Raw genomic sequence first — 13,021 nt, forward strand, 5'->3', positions numbered from 1 at the left:
TTCAACCAGTCAAGGAATAGGATTGCTTTTATTATATTGTGAGACGCTCTAACTTGCGTTGTAAGCCACTTGATTGGTAATCTGATATAAATTTATCCACCATATAAAAACGTGTCTCATATCGCTTTGTATAAGCAATGATACGGAAAAAACAAAAGGGAACTACTAAATGTAATCCCTCTATTTTTTATAGATGTCTTTTCTATGCCCAATACTGATAGCGATTGTAACTAATTCATCATCAATGATATCACAAATAACACGATAGTTACCTATACGATATCGCCATAATCCTTTGTATTGACCAGTTAAAGCTTTACCCAACTGTCTCGGATTGTTAAGGTTGTCTAATTGCTTCTTCATATCCTTAACAAGCATTAAAGCGACATACTTATCCATTTTCTTTAATTGCTTTTTGACATCATCACTAATAACTAGCTTATAGGTCATTCTCTAGCTCCATGATAATATCATCAATGCTATGAGTAACTGGGTTCTTTTTAAAGCTTTCAAGAGCTTTTATACCTTCTTCATAGTCTAATTGATCTTCAATCTGTTCTTTTAAAGATGTTTTAAATAGCTCTGATAATGTTTTTCCTGTATGAAAAGAATAGCTTTTAAAAAGTTTTTCTTCTTGTTCATTTAATCTTAATGATATGGTAGTCATAACTTTATACCTCCTACCCTTTATGTAATACATTGTAATACAATATTTTAATCTTGTCAATCGATAAGATAATGATGTTTTAGTGTTATATATGTTTCTGTATAGTTGCTTGTAAACAATAAAAGGAAGTAACCTAAGTCACTCCCTAATAGTTAAAGTATTGCTAGATAGTAGTATAGCATAATCAAAGTTCATGTAGTTGATTGTAGTAATGTCTTTCAAAGTCATTTAAAGCTTCCTGCCTCAATGTGATATATTCTTCAATCGTGATGTTCTTTTTCTTGCAATACTGTACACGGGTCTTCCTGTGCTTTTTCGGTGTTAGATACTGATTGGTTAAGATAGACCTTTTACTACCATCTAGGCTATTGATTGCTTCATTAATGACCTTAGCAAGCTTTCTTGCATGAATGGAAAAAGGTTTGTCAGATTGCTTAGATACACGTTTAAAAGCTAAGTAGCTTTGTAGTATCTTGGTTATAGCCAAAGCTTATCCCCCTTATTCATATAATAACAGAACTTCTTATAATGCTTGAAATACTTTTCTCGCTTCATGTATTTAGGACGGCTAGGAAAGTCCTCGTAGCTATAATAACCTCGTTTGTGTGTAGCTTTCGGGTCAACCTTTAAACACTCTTTAAATGCAAGTTCCCAATAGTAAACACAATCGGTCTTGCTACGGTTAAGTGTTGACTTATTTATACCAACACACGCGCCACAACGTAAACCTAACTTAGTTTGATAAAGCTTTATGCGACGCTTACCACAATCAGTACAGATAAAGAAGTAATGAACTCCCCCAAGTGTTCCTTTTAAAGCTTCTAAAGCTATCTCTTGGCTCATGTAAGTAATTGTTAGTCTATCTAGGTCTATCTTTATTTGATTGTCCCAAAGGTCGCCTACGGCTTTACTATAACTTGCTAGCTTCATTGGCTTAATAATATTTTTTATCGTTATTAGTTTCATATATTTCAAACAACCCAAAACTATTGGGATAAATGACAAAGAACGGTTAACCCGTTCCATTGCCTTATATTGAATAGATACCCTTATATTCCTTATCTTTATCTAACTGGCTTACTAGCTCGGTTACTGATTGCCCTAATAGTTGTACAGTACCGCAACCTGTGCCTGCGTCCATACTTATTGGTTCTTCACTTAGAAGTCTATCAGCATAATCTAATAGTTCCAACTCATACTTAGCCATTAAATTAATGAGGTCTTGTTTATCCATGTCTTGTAACTGTGCTACTCGTTTAGTTGTGTATTTATCATCAAAGTTATATGTTTCCATATTGTAATATCCTTCTAGGTTTTCAAACCATTGTGCTATGCCCTCTAGCATTCCTTTATATCTGCCAGAGGCGCGTGTAGTGAATAATTCTATATTTGTTTGTATCATTATGGGAACCCCTCACAATGATAGCTAATTTCAAAAAGGGAGATCATTATCATCTTCGGTTAAGTCCTCTCTTTCCTTTTCGTGAACTTCCCAATCCTCTAATTTTTTAATACCTAATTTTTCCCAATTGTTTAAGATAGCAACAATATATCCTAAGTCATTAGTATTGTTTAACTCTGCTTGTTGGTAAGCGATATGGATAAGTTCCCTATCGGTAGAGGCCAATCTTTTTTTATGGTATTTATTTCATAGGGGTTTGGTTGTCTCTCAAAATAATATTGAGTAAGTTCTTTGATAAAAGTTTCATCATCAGAATTAATCAGAAAGTCATCACTTAAGTAATCAGAATAATTTTCAGATTTTTCTAGTTTTTGAGAAATGTCAAAATTGTCAATATATATTTCTTTCTTTATAGTAGAGAACACAATCATCAGCTAAGCTTTCTAACATTAATCTGATGTAGATAACTGTCATGGTATAACCGCCTTGGATTGACTTTAGGCGTTTAATAAAGATGTTGTCAAAGAATTTTTTATCAACTTTTAGCCAAAAGTAGATTTTAGTTTTTTTAGTTTTATTTTTTCGGTCACTATTTTACCCCCAAAAAATGCTAAGATGTCAGACACTCGATAAAATACCTTTCTTGTATCTTCAAGCGGTGGAATGTAACGCTTGAAGCCGTTCTCTTCCCATCGTTTAAGCGTCTTGTATTCTATTCCAAGTTCTTTCTTAAGGTCTGCCTGCGTGATCAAACCTAAAAGTCGTGGCTCTGGTCTAGTGTAATTGTCAAAGAACGTTGATACAGTGATTGTCACTTCCTGCTTGATTTCATTTTCTGCTTCTTTAGATAGCCAAGTCATACTATGCACCCCCTTTCAAGTATTGCTCATGCTCGTTTAGGTTTGAGTTCATTAAAACTGTTATTCGTTTTTCTTCTTCTTGTTGCTGACTGTATAATGCTCTTACGCCCTCTAGTCGCTCGGTATCGTTGGCTGGAATATAATAACCGCCTTGATAGTCTCGACTGCCACAAATACAGATATTATAGTCAATGATCAAGCGTCTAATGATAGCTTGGACTGTCCTGAGACTTTGTTTTGTCGGGTTAGCAATTTCACTACCTGTGATAGTTCTGTCTTTACCTGTTGGGATAAGTTGTAAAACTCGTTTAGTGTTTTGTGGCATTTTTTTCAATAGATATTTCCCCCTTAATTATAGTAGTTTCCCTGTGATTGAATGTAAGCCCCGTAGCGCGTGCCCACTGGTCTTATTTGTGTATGGTTATCATCTTCTATGTAAACGACTGTGTGGCTCTTAAAACGGCTCAGAATGACCATGAGAAGAAGTAGTGCCAATAGTGTGATTAGATATTCCATAGGTGTTAGATTGAGTTCTTGCATTGCATTGCCTCCCTAAAAGTTAGTTCACGTTTAGCACCTCTTATCTGGTAGTTATCCACTAATTTAGCAAAATTATCCTGCGTCATCATTTCTTGCACTTCTTCAAGAGTTATTGCTTTATTTGTGAAATAATCATCAAGAATGTTAATTAACCCCTGCGGGTAGTTGTTCACTATTAAGTAGTCTCTGATTTCAAACACTTCATTTTTTTCATGTTTCATTTTGTTTCTCCTATTTTATTTATTTTGGTCGGGTTGTTTTCTATACGTATACTATTTAAGGTTAGTCACCTCTCGTATGGTCAAAATTAGTCAATTATGGTATAATGTAACTAATAAAAAATATATCTAATCCCTTAGCTTGCCTGCGGTGGATTTGTATTTTATTATTTTCATATTTTAAAGCCTTGTCAGTCGCCAAACTTAAAGGCTTTTTTTGTTGCAATCACGCGCCTACCAGCGTCCTTCTTAAAATCATTGTCTTAATATCTTGATACTCAAAATCAAGCTTAATCATTGCAATTGCCATGTCCTCAAGACTTACATATTGTTTGAGTTCTTCCAAGTGTAAGCATTCAAGTCCTGATTTGCCATTTCGTATGCTCACTAATTGCTTGCTATTGAAGCCTGTGACGGCTTTTAAGATTAGATTATAGATATTTGAATATGCAAACTTGGGTGCGCTAGGCCACTCTTTTATAGCTTAATTGAGTGTTTTACGCTTTGGAGCTTCTAAAGCTCGTTGCATTTTGATTTGAGTAAGTTCTTCCCTCATTTCAAAGAATGCTTTAACTAAGTCAGATTTAAATTGTTTCACTGGCTCGGTATTGCGTAAGTAAGTAATTAATAACGTAGCCTGTTGCTCGTTCAATTGATAACCTTTGGTTGGTCGTCCGCCTAAAGTTTATTTGTTAGGTTTATGGATTTGAAATCCAAGAACTCCAAAACGTTCAAAATCTTTCTTATAATCGCGTAATAACCTCGTTACTGTATGGTGCTTTATATCAGCATACTCTGCTACAATATTTGAAAGAGTATAGGGCTCTTTCTTCCCGTCTAAATAAACTAGTTCCATAGGTCTCCTCTCTAGTCTTCAATTAAAAAGTTCATAACGCTGGCAAAGATTTTTTTAGGTGCGTCATAATCGCCCTGCCCAATCTTTTGTAATGTTCGTGGTGTTACGTTGATACGTTTAGCGGTCTCTGACTTTGTTAAGTCGAGACGTCCTCGTTTAACTCTGACTTTTTCAGCGTGTTTAATAGTAATAAGCATTGTTTTCCTCCAATTATTCTATTTTTTACACAATTTTATTATGTATTTATTTCATTTTAGCACAATTAAATTGTGTGTCAAGGTTTTAATTTTTGAAATTTCACACATATTAATTGTGTAAAATGGTTTAACCATGCTATAATCTTATACGAAAGGTGCTTAATATATGAATAGACTAAAAAAGTTAAGGGAAGAGAGTTCCTTAACCCAACAAGAATTAGCCAAAAAAATAGGAGTACATTATAGAACCATTCAAAATTGGGAAAATGGAACACAAATAAAACCTGAGAAAGCTCAAATGTTAGCTGATTATTTTAGTGTGTCTGTCGGTTATCTTTTAGGCTATACAGATTATAAAAATACTGATGAATATTTCGAAGAAAATGAAGATACTTTTTCTATTAATGTTGATATTCTTAATTCTATTGATACGATAGGAGAAAAAAATCTCCACGTTGTACGTAATTTTTTAAAGAAAGAATTTATAAAAGAATACTCACAAGTTGATGAAAGGGGTGGTGATTGGGATAAAGAAACGGCTGTAAGGGTAGCAATGGGTAATGTAAATGAAAATTTGTGGGGATTGCCCGACAGTGTTGTTAAATTAATTCTTTATTGGTCTACATTGAAAGAAGCTGAGCAGGATAGTCTAATAGGAATAATCAAAGTGTTATCTTCATATAACCTTGCAAAATATACCCCACCCGAAGACTAACCACCCGCCAACATTCCAACATTCAGTAACGCCAATTACATAGAATAAAAAGAGATATCCAATGAGTTTTCCTATGCTTATAATTTAAAATTCACTTTTTACCTTAGTCGGTTATGTGTTTTTTGTTTTATAAATATAGACTAACCACACGCGCCACCTAATCACTCTTTAAGGATTCCGAAAATTCCGATTTTGTAACGAGGTACAGTATGAAATTGAACAAAAAATTATCTTTGGAAGTAATGGTAGTTATTGTCTTGCTACTTGCTTCATTGAATTATTCCTTACATAACGATTTATCAATGCTTAAATATCTACTAAGCTTCACTTTCTGCTATATCGTTTACCTATTCATTTCCTGAAAATAACTTAATCACAAGTTTAAATTATCTATTTCTTTATTAAGGAGATATAAAATATGGATGAGTTAATGCAACAAATGGCTGACAAAATTGGAAATATGGTTCAGTCTGCAATCATTGAGAAGACAAAAGTTATAGATATTGATCAAACACTTCCACTAGAACTTAATCAAAAACAGTTGGCTACATTGCTCGGTTGCTCTACGAGTCGTTTACCTGAATTTATTTATCGGAAAGATTTTCCTAAAATTGATAGAGGATACGGAAGAAGATTAGCCTTTCCAAGAGATGCCGTACGTGAATGGTATAACAAGAACTGGTACAAGTTATAAATTTAAAAGATAAATCAACTCAAACGAGTGGACCTCAAAGTACGTATGAATTACAGGTTATTAAAGCATTACAAAGTTAATCAATTAAAAACTCAAACAAGTATTTTCTAATAAATAGAATAGTAAAGTATAGGAAAAAACATTACATTCTTTTGTATTGAAGAAAGGTAGCCTCATGGAAAAAAATAATAAAGTAGCTTATGAAGGTATTCTAAATTTAGGAGGGTATTCAATACCCTGTTATGTTTTAGAAGACGGAACTAGAGTATTATCTGGTCGAGGAGTTCAAAGTGCATTAAAAATGGTTGATGAAGATAGCATCTCTCAAGTTTCGGGAAATAGACTGGGCCGTTATCTTGAACAAAAATCTTTAGAACCCTTTATTTATAAGGATAAGGATAGGTCCACGTTTGACCCAATAGTATGTTATAAAGGTTCAGCAAAAATTAATGGTTATAATGCAGAAATTCTTGCAGATATTTGTGAAGCTTTTTTAGATGCTAGAAATAATATTAAGCTAGCCCCTAGACAACAAATAATTGCACAACAAGCTGAGATATTAATGAGGGGTTTTGCGAGGGTAGGAATTTCGGCACTTATTGATGAAGCGACTGGCTATCAATATGAAAGAGAACGATTTGAGCTTCAGAAAATACTTAATGCTTATGTATCAGAAGCAATACTAAAATGGCAACTCACTTTTACTGATGATTTTTACAAAGAACTATTTAGACTTTGGGGAGTACCTTTTACAGTAAAAAATATAGCCAGAAAACCGCAATTTATTGGCAAATTAACAAATAAATACATATATTCCCAAATGCCAAAAAGTGTCGTCGAAGCAATCAAAGAAAAAGCCCAAAAAGGTTCTGATGGGAATTATAAATATAGATGGCATCAAGCTCTTACACCGGACATTGGAAAAGAGCATTTGAAAAGACAAATTACTGAAGTTACGACATTAATGTCAATATCAGATAATAAAGATGAGTTTGATAAACTTTTCAAAAGGAAATACTCTGAAAGCGAACAGTTAGAACTTGAATTAGATTTTGAGGATAATCAATTAGTTGAAGTGAAAAACAAAAAAAGGCCAGAAGCTATTAATCAACTTTCACTTTTCGAGGAATTCGAATAAGTCTAGTATCCTTTAATCTTATTAAGGCCAACTACGGATACCTTATCTAATTTTTTAGCTTGCCTGCGGTAGTTAGAAAAAGGTGTAAATATGAAAATAACAGAATACAAAAAGAAAAACGGCACAATCATGTACCGTACTCAAGTTTATCTAGGTGTTGATAAAGTTACGGGTAATAAAGCACGAACTAGTGTGTCAGGACGAACTAAGAAAGCATTAAAGAACAATATCAAGTTAGCTAAGATGAGTTTCGGTTAAATGGTGAGACGCTTTCAAGGAAAGTACAAGTTAAGGCTTATGATCAATTAGTTGACTTATGGTTAGAAAGCTACAAGCTTACAGTTAAACCGCAAACTTATAGGGTGACTTCCCGTCTGATTAATTGCCACTTGTTACCTTACTTTGGAAAAATGAAGCTTGATAAAATATCTAATACAGATATTCAGTCTTTTGTTAATAAACTCTCTAGTGAATTAGTCAATTTTAGAACTGTAAACTCAATCAATACCCGTATACTGAAATATGGTGTATCATTAAATATAATTCCGTTCAATCCTGCTCGTGATGTCATACTACCTAAGAGGCAAAAGCAAGGGCGTGACAGTGTTAAGTTCATAGATAATAAAGATTTGAAAAAATTACTTGAATTCATGGAAAAGCAATCTTTCAGGCGTTATCGTTACCATGTTGAATTTGTTTTTTTATAAGCTATTACTCGCTACTGGATTACGTATTGGTGAGGCGGTGGCTTTAGAATGGTCTGATATTGACCTAGAGAATGCTACAATTGATATAAACAAGAGTTTTAGCCAAGAATTGCGACTTGTAAGCACCACAAAGACTAAAGCAGGCACGCGCGTGATCAGCATTGACCAAGCTACCGTTAACATGCTAAGGCTTTATCAAGTGCGACAAAGACAATTGTTCCACGAGGTAGACGAGAAAGCTCCAAAAGTAGTTTTTGCAACTCCTACAAGGGAATATATCTCAGGGTTAACACTTCAAAACAACTTAAATGGTAGTTGCGAACGTTTAGGGATACCTCATTTTACCTTCCACGCTTTCCGTCATACTCATGCAAGCTTGTTACTAAACGCGGGTATCTCATATAAAGAATTACAATATAGACTAGGCCATTCCAATATAGCCATGACTTTAGATATCTATTCTCACTTATCAAAAGATAAAGAAAAAGAAGCAGTTTCATATTACGAAAAAGCAATTAATAGCATTTAGTACGAAAAAAGGTACACAAAAAATCGAAATAGATATTATAAAGGTCTTGCGAACGTTGATATAATAGCATTTATAGAAAGAAAAGGATAAAACATTATGAAAATTCGTGGCTTTGAGTTAATTACGGAATATGCTGATGCTGCTCAGCTATTACCTAAAAGAGAAACAAAACATGCAGCAGGTTATGATTTAAAGGTGGCCAAGGCTACAACAATTGGTCCAGGTGAGATAAGCTTAGTTCCAACCGGCGTGAAGGCTTATATGCAGGCAGGCGAAGTTCTTTATCTATATGATCGCTCTTCAAATCCTCGCAAAAAAGGCTTAGTGTTGATCAATTCTGTTGGCGTTATTGATGGGGACTACTATAATAATGACAATAATGAGGGACACATTTTTGCACAAATGAAAAACATTACCGATCAGCTAGTTTCCCTAGAAGTTGGCGAACGGATTGTTCAGGCGGTTTTTGCACCTTACCTTCTAGCAGACGATGATCAGGCAGATGGTGTTCGTACAGGTGGCTTTGGGTCAACAGGACACTAAAGGGCCTTTTAATAAGGAAAAGAGATATGGCTAAGAAAAAAGCAACATTTGTTTGTCAGGAATGTGGGTATCACTCTCCTAAATATTTAGGGCGTTGTCCCAACTGCTCAGCCTGGTCTTCATTTGTGGAGGAAGTTGAAGTCCAAGAACTTAAAAATGCGCGTGTTAGCCTAACGGGTGAAAAAAGTCGCCCGGTGAAACTAAAAGACGTTGATAACCTCAATTATTCCCGTACTCAGACCAACATGGATGAATTTAATCGAGTTCTTGGCGGAGGTGTCGTTCCTGGCAGTCTTATCCTGATAGGAGGAGATCCTGGGATTGGTAAATCAACCTTACTCTTGCAAGTTTCGACCCAGTTGGCCAATAAAGGAACTGTTTTATACGTTTCTGGGGAAGAATCAGCAGAACAAATTAAGTTGCGTAGTGAACGTCTAGGTGAGATTGATAATGAATTTTATCTCTACGCCGAGACCAATATGCAAGAAATTAGAATTGAGATTGAGAAAATTCAACCTAATTTTCTGATTATTGATTCTATTCAAACCATTATGAGTCCGGATAGTTCAGGTGTCCAAGGATCAGTTAGTCAGGTAAGAGAAGTAACAGCGGAACTCATGCAATTAGCTAAGACTAATAATATTGCGACCTTTATAGTTGGACATGTTACTAAAGAAGGAACCATAGCGGGTCCAAGAATGCTGGAGCATATGGTGGACACAGTTCTTTATTTTGAAGGGGAACGTCATCATACCTTTAGGATTTTGCGAGCTGTTAAAAATCGTTTTGGATCAACTAATGAAATTGGTATTTTTGAAATGCAATCAGGTGGTCTGGTTGAAGTTACTAATCCCAGTCAAGTTTTCCTAGAGGAACGCTTAGATGGGGCCACAGGCTCAGCTATCGTTGTTACCATGGAAGGGAGTCGGCCAATTTTAGCCGAGGTCCAATCTTTAGTCACGCCAACTGTTTTTGGTAATGCCCGAAGAACAACGACAGGGCTAGATTTCAATCGAGTTAGTTTAATTATGGCCGTTTTGGAAAAACGCTGTGGTTTGCTGTTACAGAATCAGGATGCCTATCTGAAGGCCGCTGGAGGTGTCAAATTAGATGAGCCCGCTATTGACTTGGCTGTTGCAGTTGCCATTGCTTCAAGTTATAAGGAGTTGCCAACCAACCCTCAAGAAGCCTTTCTAGGAGAAATTGGTTTGACGGGTGAGATTAGACGGGTGACCCGCATTGAACAAAGGATTAATGAGGCAGCTAAGCTTGGCTTCACCAAGATTTATGCCCCTAAAAACGCCTTACAAGGGTTAGATATCTCTCAAAATATAGAAGTTGTTGGTCTATCAACTGTAGGTGAGGTTCTTAAAGCTGTCTTTACTAAAAATACCAAGTAACGATGTCAGCAATGACTCGTCAAAGAGAATTGATTCAGGTTAAATGCTTAGAGTTTTTAACCCCAAAATGATATGATGTCACAAACTGGTAATTTACCCTTACATCTACTGAGGAGCAAGTATGTCATATTTTAAAAGTTTTATGTTAGCTAATAGTGCCTATGTTGATCTTCATGGGACAGCTCATCTACCGCTTAAGCCTAAGACGCGTGTTGCCATCGTGACCTGTATGGATTCTCGCTTACACGTTGCCCAAGCTTTGGGATTAGCACTTGGTGATGCCCATATTTTGAGAAACGCTGGTGGTCGTGTGACAGATGATATGATACGATCGCTGGTTATTTCACAACAACAAATGGGGACGCGTGAAATTGTGGTGTTACACCATACGGACTGTGGTGCTCAGACTTTTACTAACCAAAGCTTTGCGGACCATATCCAGGAAAAGCTTGGCGTAGATGTATCAGATCATGATTTCTTACCTTTTCAAGATGTTGTAGAATCCGTCCGAGAAGATATGGCTATTTTGCAAGCATCTCCACTGATTCCAGATGATGTTGATATCAATGGCGCAGTTTATGATGTTGATACCGGTAAAATGACGCAAGTTTTTAAATAATAGGAGTTAGGAGAGAGACTAAGGTTTTCTCTCTTTTTAATAGAGTGATCGTGATGTCAATTAGAGATTATGCAGAGACTATTAATAAATGATTAGGCTCACCTTGTTATTTGGAGTAAGCTCCTTGCTTTAACTTGTAACGATTCTTCTTACTCCCGCAAAAAAATATAAGGACTGACGAAGATTAAGAAGAATTGTTTTACAATCCCCTCTTAATCAGACTGAATAAGGCTGATTTTCTTTCCTCAGGCCTATAAAATGTGCTATAATAGATGTGATTTGAATTATTCATTAGTAAATGACATCAGAGAACAAGCTCAACTTTAGTGTTGCTTGTTTTTAACTGACTCTAATGATGTCTAACAGAAAAAAAGAGGAGAAATAGAATGTCTAAACCAATTCGTGTGCGTTATGCACCAAGTCCAACGGGGTTATTACACATTGGTAATGCCCGCACAGCGCTCTTTAACTACCTATATGCCCGTCATCACGGGGGCACTTTTATCATTCGTATTGAAGATACTGACCGTAAACGTCACGTCGCAGATGGAGAGCGCTCCCAGCTTGAGAACCTTAAATGGTTAGGGATTGATTGGGATGAGAGTCCTGAAACCCATGCAAATTACCGTCAGTCAGAACGTCTGGAACTCTATCAGAAATATATTGATATTCTTTTGGAAAAAGGCTTAGCCTATAAATCTTATGTCACAGAAGAAGAGTTAGCTGCAGAACGTGAACGACAAGAGGCAGCTGGCGAAACGCCTCGATACATTAACGAGTTTATTGGCATGTCGGAAGAGGAAAAATTAGCCTATATCGCAGACCGCGAAGCTCAAGGCATTATCCCAACAGTTCGCTTAAAAGTCAATGAGTCAGGTATCTACAAATGGACCGACATGGTTAAAGGAGATATTGAGTTTGAAGGTGCTAATATCGGAGGCGATTGGGTTATTCAGAAAAAAGATGGTTACCCAACTTATAACTTTGCTGTTGTTGTTGACGACCATGACATGCAAATTTCACATGTTATCCGTGGTGATGACCATATTGCTAACACTCCAAAACAATTAATGGTTTATGAAGCATTAGGTTGGGAAGCGCCAGTATTTGGTCATATGACCTTGATTATTAATGCTGAAACGGGGAAAAAATTATCTAAACGTGATACTGACACTCTTCAATTTATCGAAGATTATCGTAAAAAAGGCTACATGCCTGAGGCTGTCTTTAATTTTATTGCGCTTTTGGGTTGGAATCCTGGTGGAGAAGATGAGATTTTCTCACGTCAGCAATTAATTGATCTTTTTGATGAAAATCGCCTTAGCAAATCACCTGCTGCCTTTGATCAAAAGAAAATGGATTGGATGAGTAATGATTATCTGAAAAAAGCTGATTCTGCCAAAGTCTTTGACCTTTGTAAGCCCTTCTTAGAAGCTGCTGGTCGTCTAACGGATAAAGCTGAAAAATTAGTGCAACTTTATCAACCACAATTGAGATCGGCTGATGAAATAGTGCCTTTAACAGATCTCTTCTTTAGTGATTTTCCTGACTTAACAGAGGCCGAAAAGGAAGTGATGGCTGGTGAAACAGTACCAACAGTCTTGAAAGCCTTTAAAGAAAAACTAGAGGCTATGTCAGACGAAGAATTCCAACCGGAAAATATTTTTCCACAGATTAAAGCTGTTCAAAAAGAAACCGGTATTAAAGGGAAAAACCTTTTCATGCCAATTCGTATTGCTGTTTCAGGAGAAATGCATGGTCCAGAATTGCCAAATACCATTTACCTTCTAGGGCGTGAAAAATCAATTGAACATATCAACAATATGCTTTAAATTTAAATAAGAGTTTTTGACTCTTTGTAACATCTACTATGTGAAGGCTTAGAGAGGACCAAGCAGGTCTTCTCTTTTCTTGTCTTCAAGGCTAGAGGATTAGC

The 13,021-nt window shown here is 35.9% G+C and carries 17 protein-coding genes and 3 pseudogenes; 8 read left to right on the top strand and 12 right to left on the bottom strand.

Features of this window, described 5'->3' with window-relative positions; genetic code table 11:
• Positions 1 to 180: 180 nt before the first annotated feature.
• From STRPS_RS05420 to STRPS_RS05475, 12 genes and pseudogenes are all read right to left on the bottom strand, one after another.
• Positions 181 to 450, bottom strand: coding sequence for a type II toxin-antitoxin system RelE family toxin (locus STRPS_RS05420; protein ID WP_007892295.1), 270 nt, complete (start codon positions 448 to 450; stop codon positions 181 to 183).
• Entirely contained in the window at positions 440 to 667 is a 228-nt protein-coding gene (gene relB, locus STRPS_RS05425) for a type II toxin-antitoxin system RelB family antitoxin (protein WP_007892538.1), read from the bottom strand. The genes STRPS_RS05420 and relB overlap by 11 nt, the downstream gene beginning before the upstream one ends.
• A gap of 184 nt (positions 668 to 851) precedes the next feature.
• Positions 852 to 1,154, bottom strand: a complete 303-nt coding sequence (locus STRPS_RS05430) for a hypothetical protein (RefSeq protein ID WP_007892306.1) — start codon at positions 1,152 to 1,154, stop codon at positions 852 to 854.
• Entirely contained in the window at positions 1,145 to 1,633 is a 489-nt protein-coding gene (locus STRPS_RS05435; protein WP_176602242.1) for a hypothetical protein, read from the bottom strand. Before STRPS_RS05435 ends, STRPS_RS05430 begins: the two co-directional genes overlap by 10 nt.
• Positions 1,634 to 1,697: 64 nt before the next feature.
• Positions 1,698 to 2,069 carry a hypothetical protein gene (locus STRPS_RS05440; RefSeq protein WP_232010994.1) on the bottom strand — a complete coding sequence of 124 codons (372 nt, stop codon included), beginning with the start codon at positions 2,067 to 2,069 and terminating at the stop codon, positions 1,698 to 1,700.
• A 30-nt stretch (positions 2,070 to 2,099) separates the two neighbouring features.
• Positions 2,100 to 2,294 (bottom strand): DnaD domain protein, encoded by a 195-nt coding sequence (locus STRPS_RS10410; RefSeq protein ID WP_007892513.1) that lies wholly within the window; start codon positions 2,292 to 2,294, stop codon positions 2,100 to 2,102.
• Positions 2,295 to 2,477: 183 nt separating this feature from the next.
• A pseudogene (locus STRPS_RS10800) lies at positions 2,478 to 2,627 on the bottom strand (phage replisome organizer N-terminal domain-containing protein); the annotation flags it as partial.
• Positions 2,612 to 2,929 (bottom strand): hypothetical protein, encoded by a 318-nt coding sequence (locus STRPS_RS05450; RefSeq protein ID WP_007892369.1) that lies wholly within the window; start codon positions 2,927 to 2,929, stop codon positions 2,612 to 2,614. The pseudogene STRPS_RS10800 and the gene STRPS_RS05450, both read right to left, overlap by 16 nt.
• A gap of 1 nt (position 2,930) precedes the next feature.
• Positions 2,931 to 3,263: a hypothetical protein gene (locus tag STRPS_RS05455; protein ID WP_007892612.1), complete on the bottom strand. Its 333-nt coding sequence runs from the start codon at positions 3,261 to 3,263 to the stop codon at positions 2,931 to 2,933.
• Positions 3,264 to 3,450: 187 nt separating this feature from the next.
• The gene (locus STRPS_RS05465) at positions 3,451 to 3,690 is read right to left on the bottom strand and encodes a hypothetical protein (protein ID WP_007892248.1); all 240 of its coding nucleotides are present in this window, start codon (positions 3,688 to 3,690) and stop codon (positions 3,451 to 3,453) included.
• 223 nt (positions 3,691 to 3,913) lie between these two features.
• Positions 3,914 to 4,543 (bottom strand): annotated as a pseudogene (locus STRPS_RS05470) (Rha family transcriptional regulator).
• An 11-nt stretch (positions 4,544 to 4,554) separates the two neighbouring features.
• Complete coding sequence (locus tag STRPS_RS05475; RefSeq protein WP_007892247.1) at positions 4,555 to 4,740, bottom strand: hypothetical protein; 186 nt, start codon at positions 4,738 to 4,740, stop codon at positions 4,555 to 4,557.
• A 166-nt stretch (positions 4,741 to 4,906) separates the two neighbouring features.
• Here STRPS_RS05475 and STRPS_RS05480 point away from each other — a divergent pair, with 166 nt between their 5' ends.
• The 8 genes and pseudogenes from STRPS_RS05480 to gltX all read left to right on the top strand — a co-directional run bounded on the left by STRPS_RS05480 (position 4,907) and on the right by gltX (position 12,917).
• Entirely contained in the window at positions 4,907 to 5,455 is a 549-nt protein-coding gene (locus tag STRPS_RS05480; protein WP_007892389.1) for a helix-turn-helix domain-containing protein, read from the top strand.
• Between the two features lie 418 nt (positions 5,456 to 5,873).
• Positions 5,874 to 6,149, top strand: a complete 276-nt coding sequence (locus tag STRPS_RS05485; protein ID WP_007892280.1) for a helix-turn-helix transcriptional regulator — start codon at positions 5,874 to 5,876, stop codon at positions 6,147 to 6,149.
• Positions 6,150 to 6,324: 175 nt separating this feature from the next.
• Entirely contained in the window at positions 6,325 to 7,287 is a 963-nt protein-coding gene (locus STRPS_RS05490; protein ID WP_007892401.1) for a P63C domain-containing protein, read from the top strand.
• A 90-nt stretch (positions 7,288 to 7,377) separates the two neighbouring features.
• Positions 7,378 to 8,523 (top strand): annotated as a pseudogene (locus STRPS_RS05495) (tyrosine-type recombinase/integrase).
• 96 nt (positions 8,524 to 8,619) lie between these two features.
• The gene (locus STRPS_RS05500) at positions 8,620 to 9,066 is read left to right on the top strand and encodes a dUTP diphosphatase (protein ID WP_007892289.1); all 447 of its coding nucleotides are present in this window, start codon (positions 8,620 to 8,622) and stop codon (positions 9,064 to 9,066) included.
• A 26-nt stretch (positions 9,067 to 9,092) separates the two neighbouring features.
• Complete coding sequence (gene radA, locus STRPS_RS05505; RefSeq protein ID WP_007892244.1) at positions 9,093 to 10,466, top strand: DNA repair protein RadA; 1,374 nt, start codon at positions 9,093 to 9,095, stop codon at positions 10,464 to 10,466.
• A gap of 121 nt (positions 10,467 to 10,587) precedes the next feature.
• Positions 10,588 to 11,085 (top strand): beta-class carbonic anhydrase, encoded by a 498-nt coding sequence (locus tag STRPS_RS05510; RefSeq protein ID WP_007892534.1) that lies wholly within the window; start codon positions 10,588 to 10,590, stop codon positions 11,083 to 11,085.
• A gap of 386 nt (positions 11,086 to 11,471) precedes the next feature.
• On the top strand, positions 11,472 to 12,917 hold the full coding sequence (gltX, locus tag STRPS_RS05515; protein ID WP_007892565.1) for a glutamate--tRNA ligase: 1,446 nt from the start codon (positions 11,472 to 11,474) through the stop codon (positions 12,915 to 12,917).
• Positions 12,918 to 13,021 lie beyond the last annotated feature (104 nt).

Source organism: Streptococcus pseudoporcinus LQ 940-04 (assembly GCF_000188035.1).
Classification (GTDB): domain Bacteria; phylum Bacillota; class Bacilli; order Lactobacillales; family Streptococcaceae; genus Streptococcus; species Streptococcus pseudoporcinus.

What these genes read in the sequence shown, in the direction of transcription:
- STRPS_RS05420 (WP_007892295.1), bottom strand. Translation starts at nt 450, where the DNA reads ATGACCTATAAGCTAGTTATTAGTGATGATGTCAAAAAGCAATTAAAG.
- relB (WP_007892538.1), bottom strand. Translation starts at nt 667, where the DNA reads ATGACTACCATATCATTAAGATTAAATGAACAAGAAGAAAAACTTTTT.
- STRPS_RS05435 (WP_176602242.1), bottom strand. Translation starts at nt 1,633, where the DNA reads ATGAAACTAATAACGATAAAAAATATTATTAAGCCAATGAAGCTAGCA.
- STRPS_RS05440 (WP_232010994.1), bottom strand. Translation starts at nt 2,069, where the DNA reads ATGATACAAACAAATATAGAATTATTCACTACACGCGCCTCTGGCAGA.
- STRPS_RS05450 (WP_007892369.1), bottom strand. Translation starts at nt 2,929, where the DNA reads ATGACTTGGCTATCTAAAGAAGCAGAAAATGAAATCAAGCAGGAAGTG.
- STRPS_RS05465 (WP_007892248.1), bottom strand. Translation starts at nt 3,690, where the DNA reads ATGAAACATGAAAAAAATGAAGTGTTTGAAATCAGAGACTACTTAATA.
- STRPS_RS05475 (WP_007892247.1), bottom strand. Translation starts at nt 4,740, where the DNA reads ATGCTTATTACTATTAAACACGCTGAAAAAGTCAGAGTTAAACGAGGA.
- STRPS_RS05480 (WP_007892389.1), top strand. Translation starts at nt 4,907, where the DNA reads ATGAATAGACTAAAAAAGTTAAGGGAAGAGAGTTCCTTAACCCAACAA.
- STRPS_RS05485 (WP_007892280.1), top strand. Translation starts at nt 5,874, where the DNA reads ATGGATGAGTTAATGCAACAAATGGCTGACAAAATTGGAAATATGGTT.
- STRPS_RS05490 (WP_007892401.1), top strand. Translation starts at nt 6,325, where the DNA reads ATGGAAAAAAATAATAAAGTAGCTTATGAAGGTATTCTAAATTTAGGA.
- STRPS_RS05500 (WP_007892289.1), top strand. Translation starts at nt 8,620, where the DNA reads ATGAAAATTCGTGGCTTTGAGTTAATTACGGAATATGCTGATGCTGCT.
- radA (WP_007892244.1), top strand. Translation starts at nt 9,093, where the DNA reads ATGGCTAAGAAAAAAGCAACATTTGTTTGTCAGGAATGTGGGTATCAC.
- STRPS_RS05510 (WP_007892534.1), top strand. Translation starts at nt 10,588, where the DNA reads ATGTCATATTTTAAAAGTTTTATGTTAGCTAATAGTGCCTATGTTGAT.
- gltX (WP_007892565.1), top strand. Translation starts at nt 11,472, where the DNA reads ATGTCTAAACCAATTCGTGTGCGTTATGCACCAAGTCCAACGGGGTTA.